Source organism: Plantactinospora sp. WMMB334, from assembly GCF_049179095.1.
In the GTDB taxonomy this organism is placed as follows: Bacteria; Actinomycetota; Actinomycetes; order Mycobacteriales; family Micromonosporaceae; genus Plantactinospora.
Genome location: NZ_JBMHME010000002.1, coordinates 6,581,510 through 6,599,126, shown reverse-complemented (window position 1 = coordinate 6,599,126; position 17,617 = coordinate 6,581,510). Strand labels below are relative to the sequence as shown.

Below are 17,617 nucleotides of genomic sequence, written 5' to 3'. Positions count from 1 at the left end.
GCCCGCAGGAGCGCGGAGACGCCCGCAGGTACGCGGTCAGGCGCACATTTCCGGGTGTGTCGCGCACGGCGGCGGCGTCGGGATGGTGCAGCAGGCGAGGTCGCCGCGGGTGAGGGTCGCGGGCGCGATGCCGAGCACCAGCCCGAGCGCGATGCCGGCCAGCGGGTAGGCGATCCGCCGCAGCCGGCTCGTCACGGTGGTCATTCGATGCCTCCTGGAGGGTCGGGGTCAACCGGCGAGGTCAGGATGGGTTCGACCGGCGAAGCCCAGGGTGGCAGAGCCGGGGGGCGGACGGATCCGTGAAAATACCGAACCGGTTACCGCAACCGGCCGCGACGGATGCCCACGGCGCACGCGTCCGTCCGGACCGGGCCGGCTCGGTGCGTGCCCGTCCCGGCGGCTACTCGTCCGTCCGGTCGGCGAGGCGACGGGCCATCGCCGTACGCGACCGGACCTCCAGCTTGGCGAAGACGCGGGCCAGGTGCGACTCGACGGTCCGGCGGCTGAGGAAGAGCCGGGCGGCGATCTCCTTGTTGCTCAGGCCCGCCGTCACCAGTTCCGCGATCTCCCGCTCCCGGGCGGTGAGCGGCGCGCCGGCCGGGGCGCCGGCAGCCGGTCGTGCGGCCGGGGTCGGAGCCTCCCCGCGATGGCCGGCAAGCACCGCCGACATCCAGCCGGCGCCGCAGCTCGCGTACCCGGCCTCGGCGCGGTCGAACGCCTCGCGGCCCGGCCGGGACTCGCCCGCGCCGAGGTGCGCGGCGCCCGCGAGGTGGTGTGCCAGGGCGACCTCCACCGGCGCGCCGGCCGCCGCGAAGCCGCCGGCCGCGCCGGCCGCCAGCGACACCGCCTCGCCACAGCATCCGCGCCGGTACGCCGTGAACGCCCGCGCGAACCCGGCGAGCGCATCCTCGTAGCCCAGGCCGGTGGCGGCGGCCCGCGCCCGGTCGCCGGACTCCTCCGCGGCCGCGAGGTCTCCCGAGCGGGCGGCGGCGAGCGCGGTGATCGCGTGCCGTGCCACCAGGGTCGGCGGATGCGTGGAGTGCGGGGTCACCGGGTCGGCCAGCAGATCCAGGCCGTCGCTCCGGTGGCCGAGTGCGGCATGGACGAGGGCGAGTTCGACCCGGCCGGTCCGCCACCAGGCCCTGGAGCGGGGCGGGTCGGCGCCCGCGTCCGCGACGGCGAGCGCCTCGGCCGGCCCGGCGGTCCAGAGCAGCGGGCGCAGCCGGACCGCCGTCGCCATCGCGCGCATCTCGGCGCTGCTGGCCCGTTCGGCGGCGGCGACCGCCTCGTCGGCCGCCTCGACGGCCCGGGGCAGCCGCCCGGTACGGGTGTGCAGCGCGGTCTCCATGACGAGCAGGTACGCCGAGGCGCTGCTCGGGCCCAGCGCGTCGAGGATCCGTCGGGCCCGGGCCAGGTGCCGGGCGGCGTCGGCGAGGTGACCGAGCTGGATCTCGGTCAGCGCCAGCGGCGACATGATCTCGACGTAGCGGCGCAGGTCGGCGTCGCCGATCGCGTCCACCGTGCCGACGGCGTCCACGAGATACCGCCGGGCGAGCACGGCGTCGCCGCCGTAGAGCGTGCCGAGGGCCAGCAACGTCTGCGCCGTGGCGACCAGCACCGACCGGTCCCGGTCCAGCAGCTCCAGGGCCCGCCTCGCGTGGTGCACGGCGGCGGCCGGATCCTCCCGGAACGCGTCGACGGCAGACAGCTCGACCCGCAGCTTGGCCTCGCCGAGCGGGTCGAGCCCGCCCCGGGCGAGCTGTACGCGCAGCGTCGCCGCCGCCTCGGCGTAGTCGCCGAGCTGCCGGGCGACCGCCACGCTGAACGCCTCGGCCTGGACGCGTACCGGGCCGGCGGCGGAGCGGAGCTGTTGCAGCAGCTCCCGGCTGCGCTCCAGTTGACCGCTACGGCCGAGAGCGCGGGCGTACCAGAGCGTGACGGTGCTGCGCCGGTCGTCGGGGACCGCACCGTGCGGCATGATCCGCAACGCGGTGCCGAGCCACCGGGCGGCCTGGGCCGGGGCCTCGTGCGCGAAGGCGATCCCGGCCTCGACCAGGATGGCGGCGGCCACCCCGTCGCCGTACCGGGCGGACTGTTCGGTGTGGTAGGCCACCACCTGCCGGGACGCCCGCTGGTCGCGCAGGTAGGCGGCGATCCGGGTGTGCGCCTCGAAGCGCCAGGCCGGACCGGTCAGGGTGTACGCGGCGGCCCGCATCAGCGGATGCCGGTACGCCAGCCGGGCCCCGTCGGCCCCGATCAGGCCCATCCGGCCGAGCTGGTCGACGGCGCGGGCCACCTCGGGCATCGGCAGCTCCGCCACGTGTGCGACCAGGTCGATGGTGGTGTGGTCACCGACGACGGCGGTGACGTGGGCGACCCGCTGCACCGGTTGCTCCTGCGCGGTGATCTCGGCGGCGAGCCCGGCCAGGATGTGGCGCTGCGAGCCGGCGAGCCAGTCGGGGTCGACCGGGCTGTGCTGCCGGGCCAGCCTCGACAGCTCGTCGAGGGTGCGGTCGGGGAGCCGGGAGAGCGCCTTGATGTACAAGGGGTTGCCGAGGCTGGCGCGCCGGATCAGCTCGCGCCGGCGCCGGGGTACGCCGGCCAGCAGCGCCTCCAGGTCGGCCGGCTCCAGCGGTGGCAGGTCGATCGACATCGCCGCCGAGCCGAGCCGGCCGATGGCGTCCACCAGCCGTTCCGGCGCGCCGGTGCCCCGGAACGCGACCGCCAGCAGCAGCGGCACCTGCGGCGGTTTCCGGACGAGCTGTTCGGTCAGCTCCAGCGAGGCCGAGTCGGCCCAGTGCACGTCGTCGAGGAGCAGCGCGACGCCGGGGGCTGCGGACCCGGCGAGCATCCGCCGTACGCCGGCGGTGACCCGGGGCCGGTCCACCGGCGACGCCGGGTCGCCGGATCCGGATGTGCCGGCGCCGACCGGGAGCGTGCCGGCGCCGACCGGCAGCGGGTCGGCGTCCGGCCGGGCGGTCAGCGGTTCCAGCATCTCGGCGTAGATCCCGAACGGCATCCCCTGCTCGAACTGGCTGGCCCGGCCGGAGCAGACCAGCAGTCCCGCGCCGGCCGCCCGGCGTCCGAGTTCCGCGAGCAGCCGGGTCTTGCCCAGCCCCGCCTCGCCGCAGATCTCGACGACCATGGATCGGCCGTCCCGTACGGTCGCCACCGCCGTGTCCAGCAACGCCAGTTCGGTGGCCCGACCCACCAGCTCCGGATCGTCGACACCGATTGTCCGGCCAGCCGTCATCCCCGCCTCCCCAGGAACCCGATCCCGCCGTTCCACCCGTCTTCGGGGCCGGCGGACCCGTGGATGGGCAGCGGTCGGGGATCTGTCGGGAAGCCGACCGGCCGGTGGGTGGCGGCTGCCGGAGGACTCCCCGGAAGGGAGTCTTCCAGCCACAGCCATCGGCCACTATCAACTAGTGGCCCGAACGGCCGGCCAGGGTGCGTACCGAGATCTCCCAGAGCCGGCTCGCGGCCGTCGGGTCGAGGGCGTACGCGGCGACGCCGTGCCGGGTGCCCGGCTCGTGCGGCGCGGCCTCGGCGCGGGCCCGGGTCCAGGTCCGCCTCGCTGACGTACCGCCGCCGGGCCGGCCGGGGACCGCGGCTAACCGGCGCCGCCCGCGGCCGGCAGCCGGTCCACCAGCTTGTCGAGCTGGATCGGCAGGGCGCGCAGCCGCAGCCCGGTGGCGTGGTGGACGGCGTTCGCCACCGCCGCCGCCGAGCCGACGATGCCGATCTCACCGAGCCCCTTCACCCCGAGCGGGTTGACCCGGTCGTCCTCCTCCGGCACCCAGTGCGCCTCGATCTGCTCCACGTCGGCGCAGGCGGTGATGTGGTAGGTGGCGAGGTCGCGGTTGACCCAGTCGCCGAAGCGCTGGTCCAGCAGCCCTTCCTCGTGCAGCGCCATGGAGATTCCCATGGTCATCCCGCCGATCAACTGGGACCGGGCGGTGGTCGGGTTCACCACCCGGCCGGTGGCGAAGACCCCGAGCATCCGGCCGACCCGGATCTCACCGGAGTCGATGTCGACGCGGGCCTCCACGAAGTGCGCGCCGAAGGCGTACCGGGCGAGCCGGGGGAGCGACCCGGTCTCCTCGGCGGTGTCCACCCGTACCGTCAGGCCGTCCGGCGGTGGGGTGCCGCCGTGCGCCTCCCGGAGCTGCCGACGCAGGCTCCGGCAGGCCCGGTCCACCGCCAGGCCCCAGCCGGCGGTGCCGGTCGAGCCGCCGGCGATGGGGGCCGGCGGGAGGTCGCTGTCCCCGATGCTGATCCCGACCCGGTCGCCCGGCACCGCCAGGGCCTCGGCGGCGATCTGCCAGAGCGCGGTCCGCGCGCCGGTCCCGATGTCGGTGGCGTTGATCCTCACCTGGTACGTCCCGTCCGGGCCGGCCACCGCCTCGGCCGACGCGCCCGGGGTCCGGGCCGGGTAGACCGCGCTGGCCACCCCGGTGCCGACCAGCCAGCGACCCTGCCGCCGGATCCCCGGGGCGGGATCGCGCTCCGCCCAGCCGAACCGCCGGGCCCCGTCCCGCAGGCAGGCGACCAGGTTCCGGCTGCTGAACGGGATGCCCTCCTCCGGTTCGACCTCGGCGTCGTTGCGGATCCGCAGCTCCACCGGGTCGACGCCGCAGGCCACCGCCAGCTCGTCCATCGCGCACTCCAGCGCGAACGATCCCGGGCACTCGCCCGGCGCCCGCATCCAGGACGGGGTCGGCACGTCGAGCCGGGCCAGCCGGTGCGTGGTCCGGCGGTGCGGCGCCGCGTAGAGCGACCGGGTCAGCACGGCGGTCTGCTCGGCGAACTCGACGCTGGTGGAGGTCTGGCTGATCGCGTCGTGGCAGATCGCCGAGAGCCGGCCGTCGGCGTCGGCGCCGAGCCGGACCCGCTGGATGATCGGCGTGCGGTAGCCGATCGGCCCGAAGAGCTGCTGCCGGGTGAGCGCCAACCGCACCGGCCGGCCGACCTGCCGGGCCGCCATCGCGGCCAGCACCGGGGTGCAGCGTGGGCTGCCCTTGCTGCCGAAGCCGCCCCCGACGTGCTCGGCGGTGACCCGGACCGCCTCCGGCGGCAGCGCGAAGAGCCGGCACAGGGCGGCCCGGACCTCGGTGGTGCCCTGGCTGGAGTCGTGCACCAGCAGCCGACCCTCCGCCCACCACGCCGTCGCGGCGTGCGGCTCCATCGGGTTGTTGTGGTAGGCCGGCGTCCGGTACGTCTGGTCGAGCCGCACCTCGGCGGCCCGGTAACCGGCGTCGAAGTCACCGGTGCGGGTGTCGGTCGGGTACGCCGGGTTGACGTGGTCCGGCCTGTAGAGGCCCGGATGCCGCTCGGTCAGCACGCTGCTGTGCGGTTCGCTGTCGTAGTCGATCCGGAGCAGCCCGGCGCCCTCCCGGGCCGCCTCCAGCGACTCCGCCACCACCAGCGCCACGATCTCGCCCCGGTAGCGCACCAGCGGCTGCTGGAGCAGCAGCAGTTCCGGGCTCTCCGCCGGGTCCAGCCGGGGCGCGTTCTCGTGCGTCAGCACCGCCAGCACTCCCGGCTCGGCCTGCGCCGCCCCGCTGTCGACCCGGACGATCCGTCCCTTCGCCACACCGGCCTGCACCGCCCAGCCGTACGCGTGCGCCAGCCCGTCCGCCGGGTACTCGGCGGCGTACCGGGCGGCGCCGGTCACCTTCTCCCGGCCCTCCAGCCGGGGGTGCCCCCGGCCGACCGCCGCCGGTGCGCTCACCGGGGCTCCCCGGTGCCCGCAGGCCCGACCAGCTCCGTCAGGGTCCGCACGGTCAGGTTGCGGATCAGCGGCACCTTGAAGGCGTTGTGCGCCAGCGGTCGGGCGGCGGCGAGTTCCTCCTCGGCGGCGAGCCGGAAGGTCTCCTCGGTGGCGGGCTGCCCGCGCAGCGCCGCCTCGGCGAGCCGGGGCCGCCAGGGCCGGTGCGCGACCGCGCCCCAGCCCAGCCGGACGTCCCGGACCAGCCCTCCGTCCAGGTCGATCGCTGCCGCGACCGAGCCGGCCGCGAAGGCGAACGAGGCCCGGTCCCGCGCCTTCCGGTACGCCGACCGGCGCGCGAAGGGCAGCCCCGGGATCCGTACCGCCGTGACCAGCCCACCCGGTGCCATCGTCGTCTCCTGGTCCGGCCGCTCCCCGGGCAGCCGGTGGAACCCGGCCAGCGGGATGTCCCGGGCGCCGGCCGGCTCCAGCACCTCCACCACGGCGTCGAGGGCAACCAGGGCGACCGCCATGTCCGACGGGTGGGTCGCGACGCACCGCGGCGACCAGCCGAGGATGGCGAGGTCCCGGTTCTGCCCCTCCAGCGCCGGGCAGCCGGCACCGGGGTCGCGCTTGTTGCAGGGCCGGCTGACGTCCTGGAAGTAGTGGCAGCGGGTCCGTTGCAGCAGGTTGCCGCCGACGGTGGCCATGTTGCGCAGTTGACCGCTCGCCCCGGCCAGCAGCGCCCGGGCGAGCACCGGGAAGTCCCGCCGCACCGTCGGGTGCACGGCCAGGTCGCTGTTGCGGACGGTGGCGCCGATCCGCAGGCCGCCGTCGGGGAGCGGCTCGACCGCGTCCAGCGGCAACCGGGTGACGTCGACCAGCAGGCCGGGCCGGGCCACCCCCAGTTTCATCAGGTCGACCAGGTTCGTCCCGCCGCCCAGGTACGCCGCGTCCGGCTCGGCGGTGGCCAGCGCCACGGCCTGCTCGGGGTCGCTGCCGCGCTCGTACCGGAAGCTCCTCACCGGACCCGCTCCACGGCGGCGGCCTCCCGGATCGCGGAGACGATGTGCGGGTACGCGGCACAGCGGCAGAGGTTGCCGCTCATCCGCTCCCGGATCTCCGGATCGGTGAGCCCCTCCGGGCCGGCGGCCAGGTCGGCGGTGACCGCGCTCGGCCAGCCCCGGCGCACCTCGTCGAGCATGCCGAGGGCCGAGCAGAGCTGCCCGGAGGTGCAGTAGCCGCACTGGAAGGCGTCGTGCTGGACGAAGCAGCTCTGCAACGGGTGCAACTCGCCGCTGCCGCTGCCGCTGCCGCTGCCGTCGCCGGCCAGGCCCTCGACGCTGACCAGGCTGGAGCCGTCCGCCGCCACGGCGAGGACGAGGCAGCTCTTCACCCGCCGGCCGTCGAGCAGCACCGTGCAGGATCCGCACTGGCCGTGGTCGCAGCCCTTCTTCGCGCCGGTCAGCCCCAGCTGCTCCCGGAGGGTGTCGAGCAGGGTGGTCCGGTTGTCGAGGTCGAGTTCGTACGGTCTGCCGTTGACCGACAGCCGCACCGGTGACCGGTGTGGTGCCGCCGTCACCACGACCCCATCATCGGAGCGATTTGCGCCATATGTCGAGGTTACCGAGTGCCGCCCCGGCTGCGGGCCCAATCGAGCCTTCCGGGAGTCCGCTCACCCCGCCGGGGTCGGCAGCTCCGGCCCGGCCGCCGGGACGACGTCGGCCACCACCAGGGTGACGTTGTCCGGGGCGCCGGCCTGGTGCGCCAGCTTGACCAACTGCTGCGCGCACTCCGCCCGGTCCGGGTAGCCGGCCAGCACCCCGGCGATGGCGTCGTCGTTCACCACATCGGAGAGGCCGTCGCTGCAGACCAGCAGCCGGTCGCCGGCCTCGACGATCAGCGCGACGGTGGCCGGCTCGACCGGACCGCCCTGCACCGCGCGGGTGACCAGCGACCGCTGCGGGTGCCGTCGCGCCTCCTCGGAGGTCAGCCCGCCCTGGTCGACGAGGGCCTGCACGAAGGTGTCGTCCCTGGTGAGCTGCGTGAACCTGCCGGCGCGGAACAGGTAGCCCCGGGAGTCGCCCACGTGCGCGACCCCGAGCCGGCGGCCGGTGAGCAGCATGGCGGTGACAGTGGTGCCCATCCCCTCCGTGGCCTGGTCCTCGTCGGTGACCGCCCGGATCCGGGCGTTGGCGGTGGTGATCGCCGTAACCAGGGCGGCCAGCGGATCCGTCTCCGCCGACCGCTCCACCGGGGCCAGGCCGCTGATCACGATCTCGCTGGCCACCTCGCCGGCCGGCGCACCACCCATGCCGTCGGCGACCGCGACCAGGCGGCTCCCGGCGAACGCCACGTCCTCGTTGTTGGGCCGGACCAGACCCGGGTCGCTGACCGCCAGGCTGCGCAAGACAAAGCTCATACCGTGCAGCTTGCCCGGAGATCCACGCCTACGTCACTACGCACTACTGCGTAGGGTTGGCTCATGATGCCGGTCTCCATGGTCGGGCGCACCGGCGAGCTGGCCGAGTTCGCCACCGCCTGGGCCACGGTGGCCGGTGGGCGTCCCCGCACCGGCCGCGTGGTGGTCACCGGCGCCGCCGGGGTGGGCAAGAGCCTGCTGATCAGTGCCGCCCTGGCCGACCTCTCGCCCCGGCCGGCGACCGTCCTCACCGGCACGGCCCGGGTGCACACCCCGGCACCGTACGACTGGCTGGCCGCGGTGCTCAGCGGCCGGGACACCGCCGGCCTGCCGTTGCCGCCGGACGCGCTGGCCTGGCTCGCCCAGCACCCGCACCCGCCCCGGGAGCGGTACGCCCCCGACGCGCTGCTCCGGCTCGCCGTGGTTACCGTACGGGCCCTGGTCGGTGCCGGCCCGGCGGTGCTGGTGGTGGAGGACCTGCACGCGCTCGACCCGGCCAGCCTCAACCTGGTCGGTGAACTCGCCGCCGCTCCGGAGCTGCCGGCGCTGCTGGTGGTCGCGAGCCGGCCGGCGGAGACGGCGATCTCGCCGGGGCTGGTCGCCGCGACCCTGGCCCGGCTCGCCGGTGCCCCGGGCGCGGTCCGGCAGCATCTCGGCCCGCTGGGCCGGCCGGAGGTCGCCGCCGTGCTGGGCCAGGTCTACCCCGGACGCCCGGTCGCGCCGGGGGCCGTCGACGCGGTGTGGCGGCGGACCGGGGGCAACCCCTACCGGCTGGTCGAGTTGCTGGTCGCGGAGCGCGGCGAGCACCTGTTCGACGAGGCGCCGGCGCCCGCCGCCGAGCTGACCGGACGGGAGATCGAGGTGCTTTCCTGCCTGGCCGCCGGCATGTCCAACAAGCAGGTGGCCCGCTCGCTCGGCATCTCGGTGCGTACGGTCACGGTGCACGTCTCCAACCTGCTCCGCAAGACCGGCTCGGCGTCGCGCACCGAGGCGGCGCTCTGGGCGGTACGCCGGCAGCTCACCGGCCCGGTCCGGCCGGGCTGATCCGGCGCCCCACCGGTCGACGGTTCCGCCCGCCTTGACGCGTGCGCCATCATTGACAGACAGGCCCGGGACGCGAAGGGGGTGGCCGCGGTGAAACGTGCCGCCACTGTGGAAAAGCCGAGCAGTCCGGCGTTGACCAGCATCTTCCTCTGATTCGCGGCCGGTCGTGAAGGTGGCTCACCCCAACCGGTCGATCGCGTATCTATCATCGAACGCGCGCGGGAGCCGCGAGGTCTTCCCCGACACACAACAGAAGTGCCGCTCGACCTAGCCGGTGTTTTCGCGGATGGTGGTGCACGATAGATGAGGATCCAGCCCCGTCAGGAGCTCCTGGAGATCTGGACGGCCACCGTCCGGTCGAGCTGGCAGGACGGCAAGTGGCAGTGGGGCGGGCGGGACGGCCCGAACTCGATCAGTGACGCCGAGCAGCTCCTCTGCATCCTGCTCCCGGCCACCCAGGCGAGCTTCGGACTGGACCGTCCGGACGAGACAGCCGAGGAAATGATCAGGGCCCTGCGCCCGCTCGGCACCGCCACCCAGATTCCGCGGGTCGTCATCCAGGTGCTCACGGAGTATTACCAGCGCTACACCGACAAATCCGGGACACCGGTATTCTCCGGCCGGACCTATTTCCAGACCGACGGCGAGGAGCCCTCGGAGCAGCAACTCGATCTCGACATCGTCGACTCGTTCGCCATGTCGATCACACTTTCCCTGGCCGCGATCGGTTTCGCCAAGGTCTTCCGCTCGGCGGTGCGCCGCGAGGAGATCCTCCGGGAGATCGACGATCTGGAGACCATGGCGAGCGTACGGCTCACCGCCGCCATGGTCGGGCTGTTGCGCAGCTTCGCGGTGAACGTCTTCGACGCCGACTCCGACGAGGGCCAGGCGCTCATCCGCACCCTCAACCAGGGCGACCTGCCGCAGCGGCAGATCGTCTCCCAGCTCCGTCGCCGGCTGCGGCAGACGATCGCGAGCTTCCGCGAGGTCATGATCGGTTCTGGTCAGGTGGCCGACCTGGACAGTCCGAACCGGCTCTTCGAGTGCGGCTGGTCCTGGGGCGTCGTCGGGGAGGCACCGGAGGTCGAGACGACGGAGCCGATCGGCCAGCAGGTGTCCGGGATCGCGCCGGAGGAGCCCTACCTCTACTTCACCGTGATCGCCATCGACGCGATCGAGGAACTCTTCACCGAGCGGACCCGGATCCTCGGCCTGCTCAACGAGGAGCAGCAGCGGCTGTCCCGGGCACTCCAACTGCGGTGGGACCTGACCCGCGGCTACTGGGCCACCGTCGCCACCTTCGGCGACGGGCACCGCTGGCCGCTGGAGGACATCCCCTGGCGGACCACCGACCGGGACGCCTCCGACTACTACACCCTGCTGGTGACCTCGCTGGCGGTCAAGGGCCTGGTGATGGAGCGGGGCGCGGACGCCGAACTCAGCCGGGTCGGTGCGGTCCTGGAGGAGCTGGCGAACCGGGCGCGGATCACCCGCCGTCCGTTCGACGTGGACCCGGCGCTCGCGCTGCACGCCCCCGGCGTACGGCTGACGCTGCAGAACAGCGACAAGCTGGGCGGCCCGAGGCTGCGTTGGGCGGTCACCGAGTTCTCCGCCCTGCTGTTGCAGCGCACCGCGCTGATAGCCGGCCTGCTCAGCGACGCGGACCAGCGGGCGAAGCTGCTCGACCTGGCCGACCGGGTCTGGGACCATCTGGTCCTCCGCCGCCTCGAGCGCGGCAACGGTCGCAGCCTCTGGGACCAGCCGGCCCGGGCGTTCCGGCAGTTCGACGAATATCACGACTCGCCCTCGTGGTACTACACCGAACGCGTGGTGCAGTCCCTCGTCACCACCGCGCGCATCCTGCGCCGACCGCCGGTGCCGAGCGAGCGGCTCACCCTGCACGCGCAGGACCTGCTCAACGAGGCCGAGCACCTCTACGACATGGAGCTGCTGACCGGGGCGGCCGAAGGAGGGCCGAGGATGCAGCAGACCCTGCAGGTGGTCCGGGTCAGCCTGCGCCGCGCCCGGGAGATCGTGCACGAGCGTCCCGGCACCGCGGCGGCGCTGACCAGTGCGGTGCTGCGCCAGCTCGACGAGTTGAGCGCGGCCCGCCGGGACGTCGCGGAGGCGGGCTGAGATGCTGATCTTCGCGGCCTCCGACAAGGGTGGCACCGGGCGCTCGGTCACCAGCAGCAACATGCTCTACCGCAGCGCGTTGCAGGGCAGCGACGTCTGCTATCTCGACTTCGACTTCGGGTCGCCGACGGCCGGCGCGATCTTCCACATCAACTCCGCCGTGCACGGCACCACCCGGGGTGGCCTGCACGACTATCTGGACGGCGCCCTGGCCGAGCCGCAGCGGATCGAGGTGTGGACCGAGTCCGACCGGCCCAGCCTGCGCAGCCGGCCACCCGGCGCCGGCCGGCTGGTGCTGCTCCCCGGTGACAGCGGCGGCGGCGAGTTCCCGGCCACCCGCGAGCGGATCGAACGCTGCGCCCGGCTCTTCCTGCGGCTCGAGGAGGAGTTCGACCTCTGCCTCGTCGACCTGAGCGCCGGCCGGTCGTACGCCACCCAGATGGTGCTGGCCGCCACCGCGATGCCGGAGCTGAAGTCGGTCCGCTCGCGGTGGCTGGTCTTCCACCGCTGGACCCGGCAGCACGTCCTCGCCGCCTCCGGGCTGGTCTACGGCACCCGGGGCATCCTGGACGCCGGCACCCGGGCCGGGCACGACCACGACGACCTCATGAATCGGCTCCGGTTCGTCCGCACCGCCGTGGTCGACCCGGACTCGCCGGAGCTGGAGGGGCTGCGGCCGGCGCAGGTCGCCTGGCTGCGGGAGTGCAACCAGGACCTGCTGGAGCTGGCCAGCAACCACCGGGTCGGCCGGACGATGCTGATCGGGTCGGTGCCGCTGGACCCGGTGCTGCAGTGGCGGGAGCAGCTCATCTCCGACAACGACGTGTACGCGCGCAAGATAGCGAACCTGGAGACCGTGGAGGCCTTCTCGGCGCTGGCAAAACTGATCGTGGACGACGCGGCCTGGGAGATGCTATGAGACGACCGGATGTGACCTTCGAGGAGACGGCGGCCAGACGCGGGGTCGAGTCCGTGCCGCTCGCCCACCTCTCCATCGAGTTGGGACACCTCTACATCGAGGAGTTCGCCGGCGGCATCGACCAGCTCCGCCGGCACTTCGCCCGGGTCGCGCCGTGGGCGGCGGCGGCCCGGCAGGCCATCGCCGAGCGGACACCGAGCGGCCGGCCCCGGGTCAGCACCTGCTTCCTGATCGACGACTACTTCACCCGGTTCAGCACGCCGAGGCTGGTGATGGAGCAGGTCCGGGAGGCGGCCGAGGGCACCGGGCTGGTGATCGACTACTTCGCCCGGGAGGCCGGCTGCGCCCAGGCCGACGACGTCCCGCTCGCCGAACTGGTGCTCACCCAGCTCGTCTCCGACCCGGTCCCGGAGACCACCGGAGACCGGCCGCCGACCTCCGAGACCGGCTGGCTCTGCAACGGCAGGCGGTCGCCGGCCTCCGGCCCGGGTCAGGCGATGAGCGCCGGGCGGGCCTGGCAGCCGCCGGTGCAGAACGCGGCGAACCGGCACTCCATCTTCATGGACGTCGAGCTCTGGGACTACGAGGAGGACGGCAAGCGGCGCTGGTCCTGCCCGTTCCTGGCGGCGGTCTGGCAACTTCTCCGGCTCGGCCTGCTGCGGCACGAGGGCGAGGGCGTGACAAATCCCTACCAGCTCGAGGACTGGCCGGACGACTGGGACGAGATGCCGGCGGTGGTGAAGCTCAACCCGTACGCCGCACCGTTCAGCGCGTACCGGACCTTCTCGGTGCTCGGCAGCCGGTTCCTGCCGGTCGAACACGCCGTCCGGACCATCCTCAGCCAGGTCTCGATCAGCCCGGCCGTGCTGGACCAGATACAGACCCGCAGCCGCAACGAGCACATCGACCTGCCCAAGGACCTGGTCGAGCGGACGGAGTACGCCTTCATCGGCGACTGACCCGCACCGCGCACCCCGCACCGCGCTCACCGCCGCACGTCCGGCAGGTGGTCGGGATCCGCGTCGGGCAGCCAGGTGAGCACCTGACCGGCCCGGCGCCGGAAGCCGGGATCCGGGTCGTCCCGGGCCAGCTCGGTCAGGAGTTCCCGGGTCTGGTGGTCGGCGCCGAAGTGGGTGCCGAGGGCGAGCACGGTGGCGGCGCGCACCGACCAGTCCTGGTCGCGGAGCCGCTCGACGAAGAGGGTACGCACCTCGGGGTGCTCGGCGAGACGTTCGCCGAGCACCCGCAGCGCCTCCCGGCGTACCTGCACGTCCCGGTCGGTGCCGGCCCGGTCGATCAGCAGCTCGCGTACGGCCCGGTCGGCGCCGTAGTGCTCGCCGAGGATGCGTACCGCGACGGTGCGGATCTGCGGATCCTCGCCGGTGGCCCGGGCCATCAGCAACTCGCACTGTTCGACGTCGGTGCCGAGCCGGGTGGCGAGTTCGACCGCGGCCTCGTGCACGAGCTCGGGGTCGGGGTCGTGCCGGATCCGCTCCAGCAGCGCCTCCCGGACCTCGGCGTCGATGCCGACCCGCTGCACGAGCAGGCGTACGGCGGCGAGCCGGACCCGGGCGTTGCCGTCCCCGTGCACCCGCCCGGCGAGCAACTCCTGCACGTCGTCCCGGGAGCCGCCGCGTTCGACCACGGCGGTGGCGGCGAGGGCGAAGACGGCGGCGTCGGGGTCGTGGTGTGCCCGGTCGACCAGCACCTGGTAGACCTCGTCGGGCACCCGTGGCTCCCGGGTGAGCGCCCGCAGCGCGGCGAGCCGGACCTCGGCGTCGGAGTCGGCGCGGGCCCGGTCGAGCACCACCTGCCGGACGGCCGGTTCGCGGCGGGCGGTGTCGGCGAGCGCGTTGACGGCGGCGAGGCGTACGGCGGCGTCGGCGTCGTCGCCGGCCAGCCCGGCGAGCACCTCGGAGACGGCCGAGTCCATCCCGACCCGCTCGATCAGGGCCCGGGCGGCGACCAGCCGGATCCGGGGGTCCGGGTCGCGCAGCGCCAGCTCGCCGAGCGCGGCGCCGACCGAGGCCTCGGCGCCGATCTCGTCGGTCAGCGCCTCGGCGGCGAGCAGCCGTACGTCGGCGTCCCGGTCGGTGCGGACGGCGGTGACCAACAGGTCGATGAGCGCGGTGTCCCGCTCGAAGTGCTCGACCAGCATCCGCAGCGCGGCCCGCCGGACGACCTCGTCGGCGTCCCCGCCGGCCCGGCTGACCAGCAGGTCCCGGGTGGTGGTGTCCGGGCCGTCCCGGTCGATCAGGGCGCGGGCGGCGACGCGCAGCACCCCGGGGTCGCGGTCGGCGCGCGCCCGGTCGATGAGCAGGGCGCGGACCTTGGCGTCGGAGGCCAGCCGCTCGCCGAGCACCCGGACGCTGGTGCGCCGGGTGACCGGGTCGGTGTCGTCGCGGGCACGCTCGACGAGCAGGTCGCGGACGTGCCGGCTGGCGGCGAAGCGCTCGACCAGGACGTGCGCCGCGGTACGGGTCACCTCGGCGTCGGTGTCGGTGCGGAGGCACTCGACGAGCACGTCCCGGAGGTCGTCGTCGCCGCCGTACCGGTCGCCGAGGGTCTGGATGGCGGTACGCCGCACGCTGGCGTGCTCGTCCGCGCGGGCGCGTTCCCGGAGCAGGTCGCGGACGTGCGGCTCGTCCCGGAACCGCTCGCCGAGCGCCTGCACGGCGGCGAGCCGCACCCCGGCGTAGCCGTCGGCCCGGACGCGTTCGATCAGCAGGTCGCGGGCCTCCGGGTCGGTGCCGAACCGCTCGCCGAGCGCCTCGACGGCGGCGAGCCGGACCCCGGCGTGGCCGTCGTCGCGGGCGCGTTTGATCAGTCTGGTCCGGGCGCGGGCGGCGGCGGCCTGGTGTGCGGGGCTGTCGGCGGCGCTGGTGGCGAGCTGGGCCAGCTCGGCGAGGCCGGCGACCGAGGCGTAGCACGCGGGGCTCTCGTCCATGGTGGCGAGGACGTCGTCGAAGAGGTCGTCGATCCGCTCGGCGGGGGTGGAGAGCATCGCGGCCAGCCGGGCGGCGTGGATGGAGACCGGGTTCCAGACGACGCGGACGCCCCGGCGGCGGTACCAGGAGAGGTAGATCCTGCGGCCCGGCCAGTTCGGGCCGATCGCCTTGGCGGCGGGCAGGATCTCCTCGTCGATGAGCCGGGCGGTCTCCCGGTCGTCGATCGAGACGCAGTGCTCCAGCAGCAGGATGAGCTGCCGCAGCAGGGTCTCGGCGGGTTTGGCGGCGGCGCTGTGCAGGTTGCGCACCTCGGCGAGGCACTGCACGGCGAGGGCCAGGTTCCACGGTGGCGGCGCGAAGTCGGCCGGCGGCCAGGGCTGGTTGACCTCGGTGGTGAGCAGGTGGATGAGCTGCGCGGTGTGGTTCTGGTGCAGGGCGCCGGCGAGCAGCCGCAGCACCTCCCGCCAGGACAGGTCGGCCCAGTGCTGCCGGAAGAGCTCCTTGAGCTGTTCGAAGGAGAGGACCTGGTCGTGCTGGAACTTGGCCAGGATGGCGTCGGCGCAGAAGAACTCCAGGAAGGTGCGGTGCACGAAGCCGTAGACGTGCGGGCCGTACCGGCTGAGGATGAAGTTCCGCTCCCGGAACTGGTCGATCATCGCCAGCGCGATGACCCGGGCGGTCACGGCGTCCCGCCGGTAGCGCTCGATCAGGTACTGCTCGAAGACGTCGCTCAGCTCGACCCGGTCGATGTAGTTGACGGTCAGCCCACGGTCGGCGGACTGCATCCGGTATGCCAGCCGGCGCAGCAGCTCCTTCTTGTCCTCGGTGTCCAGGAAGTCGGCGACCTGGGACTGCTCGCGCAGGTGCCGGTCGGTGTCCCACTGCGCCACCAGCACGGTCGCGGCGTGGTCGTAGAGCTTCCAGCGCTCCCGTGGCAGCGGCTGGTGCTTGCCGATGATCGCCAGGATGGTGAGCAGCAGGGGGTTGCCGGCCAGCTCCCGGATCGCGTGCGAGTGCCGCATCGCGTCGAGCAGCCTGGCCCGCTGGGCCTGGGCGTCCTCCGGCCGGTCCCCGACCGCCAGCCGGTACCAGCTCGACAGGAACTCCCCGGTCTGTCTCTCGTCGAGGTCCTGCAGCGTGTAGTGGACGAAGCCGACGCTGGTCAGGATCCGCCGCGAGTAGCCGATGATCCGGGAGGTGACGATCATCCGTACCTGCGGGTGGTTGGCGGCGAAGCCGGCGATCTGCCGGGCGACCTCCTCCCGCCGGTGCCGGTCGAAGACCTCGTCGAGGCCGTCCAGGATCATCACCGCCCGGCCCCCGACGCCGAGGTGCCGCAGCAGCGTCGTCCGGTCGATGCCGAGCCCGTCGGTGCCGGCGCGGTGGTCGAGATAGTCGACGAAGTTGTCGCACCGGCCCTCGGCGGCCAGGGTGATGAAGGAGCGGAGCTCGATCAACAGCGGCAGGTGGTCGGCGAGTGCGGTCAGCCGGTCGTCGACCGGCCCGCCGGTGAGGCTGAGCGTCACGTAGCGGGCCGCGGTCGACTTGCCCGATCCCGGGTCGCCGAGCAGCACGACCGCCCGCTGGTCCGGCGCGCCGAGCACGTCGAAGAGCCGCTGCAACGGCTTCGCCCGGTACGACTCGTGCAACTGCACCAGCTCCCGGGGGTCGACCTCCTCGGGCACGTCCTCGGTGCCGATCCGCCCCTCCGACTGCATCCGCCGCAGCCACTCCCGGGGCAGCTCGGCGGGGGGCGGGTCCTCGCGTACCCACTGCTCCACGAAGACCGACGTCAACTGGATCCCGAGGTAGTCCTCGGTCTGTTCCGGCGTCACCGCGTCGAGGTCCAGCACACCGTAGTGCTGGCGGAGCCGGAGCAGGTACTGCTTGAGTGCGTCCCGGCCCAGCGTCTGCATCCCGCCGCCGGTCGGCACCCCGGCGTCGGTGAGGTAGTTCGCCACCGCCGCGGTCACCATCGCGGCCAGGTCGGCCGGATCCCGGAACGCGCCGCACATGTGCCGGTCCGCCAGCTCCGCCCGGAGCGCCTCGATCTTGTCGGCGTCGGCGCCCCGGTCCACGAAACTGCGCGGCCAGGGCGCCTCCTCGTCGAGCAGAAAGATGAGGCAGGGCTTGCCGCCGGTCAGCGCCTCCCGGTATTCCAGCTCGGTGATGGAGCGGTCGTAGCCGGCCGGGACGAAACCGTACCGCCAGGCGAAGATGCCGACGTAGACGTCACATTCGGCGACGTCGGCCAGGCAGCGTTCCAGCGGGCGCCGGTCCTCGGCCACGTAGGACTCCATGGCCACGTCCTCGACCCGCAGCCGGCGCAGCGCCAACTGCACGGCGGCCCGACATTCCTGCAGATCGCGGAAGGTGGCCGAGACGTAGACCTTGGTCACGGCAGCTCCTATGGGGGCGGCGGCGTGAGCGGCGCGTGA

Annotated in this window: 11 protein-coding genes; 4 read left to right on the top strand and 7 right to left on the bottom strand. The window is 73.9% G+C overall.

Annotation, left to right across the window (positions count from 1 at the left end; translation table 11 throughout):
* Window positions 1-36 precede the first annotated feature (36 nt).
* From ACN27G_RS28495 to ACN27G_RS28470, 6 genes are all read right to left on the bottom strand, one after another.
* Window positions 37-204 (bottom strand): hypothetical protein, encoded by a 168-nt coding sequence (locus tag ACN27G_RS28495; RefSeq protein ID WP_421495807.1) that lies wholly within the window; start codon window positions 202-204, stop codon window positions 37-39.
* 196 nt (window positions 205-400) lie between these two features.
* Window positions 401-3,253 (bottom strand): ATP-binding protein, encoded by a 2,853-nt coding sequence (locus ACN27G_RS28490; protein WP_421495806.1) that lies wholly within the window; start codon window positions 3,251-3,253, stop codon window positions 401-403.
* A 360-nt stretch (window positions 3,254-3,613) separates the two neighbouring features.
* Window positions 3,614-5,734, bottom strand: a complete 2,121-nt coding sequence (locus tag ACN27G_RS28485; RefSeq protein ID WP_421495805.1) for a xanthine dehydrogenase family protein molybdopterin-binding subunit — start codon at window positions 5,732-5,734, stop codon at window positions 3,614-3,616.
* Window positions 5,731-6,735, bottom strand: a complete 1,005-nt coding sequence (locus ACN27G_RS28480; RefSeq protein ID WP_421495804.1) for an FAD binding domain-containing protein — start codon at window positions 6,733-6,735, stop codon at window positions 5,731-5,733. Before ACN27G_RS28480 ends, ACN27G_RS28485 begins: the two co-directional genes overlap by 4 nt.
* Window positions 6,732-7,292, bottom strand: a complete 561-nt coding sequence (locus ACN27G_RS28475) for a 2Fe-2S iron-sulfur cluster-binding protein (RefSeq protein WP_421497489.1) — start codon at window positions 7,290-7,292, stop codon at window positions 6,732-6,734. Before ACN27G_RS28475 ends, ACN27G_RS28480 begins: the two co-directional genes overlap by 4 nt.
* A 93-nt stretch (window positions 7,293-7,385) precedes the next feature.
* Window positions 7,386-8,132 carry a PP2C family protein-serine/threonine phosphatase gene (locus tag ACN27G_RS28470; protein ID WP_421495803.1) on the bottom strand — a complete coding sequence of 249 codons (747 nt, stop codon included), beginning with the start codon at window positions 8,130-8,132 and terminating at the stop codon, window positions 7,386-7,388.
* A gap of 63 nt (window positions 8,133-8,195) precedes the next feature.
* Between ACN27G_RS28470 and ACN27G_RS28465 the strand changes: the two genes are divergently transcribed.
* From ACN27G_RS28465 to ACN27G_RS28450, 4 genes are all read left to right on the top strand, one after another.
* Window positions 8,196-9,176: an AAA family ATPase gene (locus ACN27G_RS28465; protein WP_421495802.1), complete on the top strand. Its 981-nt coding sequence runs from the start codon at window positions 8,196-8,198 to the stop codon at window positions 9,174-9,176.
* 303 nt (window positions 9,177-9,479) lie between these two features.
* On the top strand, window positions 9,480-11,312 hold the full coding sequence (locus ACN27G_RS28460; RefSeq protein WP_421495801.1) for an SCO2524 family protein: 1,833 nt from the start codon (window positions 9,480-9,482) through the stop codon (window positions 11,310-11,312).
* A 1-nt stretch (window position 11,313) separates the two neighbouring features.
* The gene (locus ACN27G_RS28455; protein WP_421495800.1) at window positions 11,314-12,231 is read left to right on the top strand and encodes an SCO2523 family variant P-loop protein; all 918 of its coding nucleotides are present in this window, start codon (window positions 11,314-11,316) and stop codon (window positions 12,229-12,231) included.
* A complete protein-coding gene (locus ACN27G_RS28450) occupies window positions 12,228-13,190 on the top strand; it encodes an SCO2522 family protein (protein WP_421495799.1) in 963 nt (320 codons plus the stop codon). The genes ACN27G_RS28455 and ACN27G_RS28450 overlap by 4 nt, the downstream gene beginning before the upstream one ends.
* A gap of 26 nt (window positions 13,191-13,216) precedes the next feature.
* On the opposite strand, the gene ACN27G_RS28445 is transcribed toward ACN27G_RS28450, so the two are convergent.
* Window positions 13,217-17,578: a HEAT repeat domain-containing protein gene (locus ACN27G_RS28445; RefSeq protein WP_421495798.1), complete on the bottom strand. Its 4,362-nt coding sequence runs from the start codon at window positions 17,576-17,578 to the stop codon at window positions 13,217-13,219.
* Between the last annotated feature and the right edge of the window lie 39 nt (window positions 17,579-17,617).

Excerpts from the sequence above, each read along its gene's own strand:
- ACN27G_RS28460 (WP_421495801.1), top strand. The coding sequence starts at position 9,480 with ATGAGGATCCAGCCCCGTCAGGAGCTCCTGGAGATCTGGACGGCCACC.
- ACN27G_RS28465 (WP_421495802.1), top strand. The coding sequence starts at position 8,196 with ATGATGCCGGTCTCCATGGTCGGGCGCACCGGCGAGCTGGCCGAGTTC.
- ACN27G_RS28455 (WP_421495800.1), top strand. The coding sequence starts at position 11,314 with ATGCTGATCTTCGCGGCCTCCGACAAGGGTGGCACCGGGCGCTCGGTC.
- ACN27G_RS28495 (WP_421495807.1), bottom strand. The coding sequence starts at position 204 with ATGACCACCGTGACGAGCCGGCTGCGGCGGATCGCCTACCCGCTGGCC.
- ACN27G_RS28450 (WP_421495799.1), top strand. The coding sequence starts at position 12,228 with ATGAGACGACCGGATGTGACCTTCGAGGAGACGGCGGCCAGACGCGGG.
- ACN27G_RS28490 (WP_421495806.1), bottom strand. The coding sequence starts at position 3,253 with ATGACGGCTGGCCGGACAATCGGTGTCGACGATCCGGAGCTGGTGGGT.
- ACN27G_RS28470 (WP_421495803.1), bottom strand. The coding sequence starts at position 8,132 with ATGAGCTTTGTCTTGCGCAGCCTGGCGGTCAGCGACCCGGGTCTGGTC.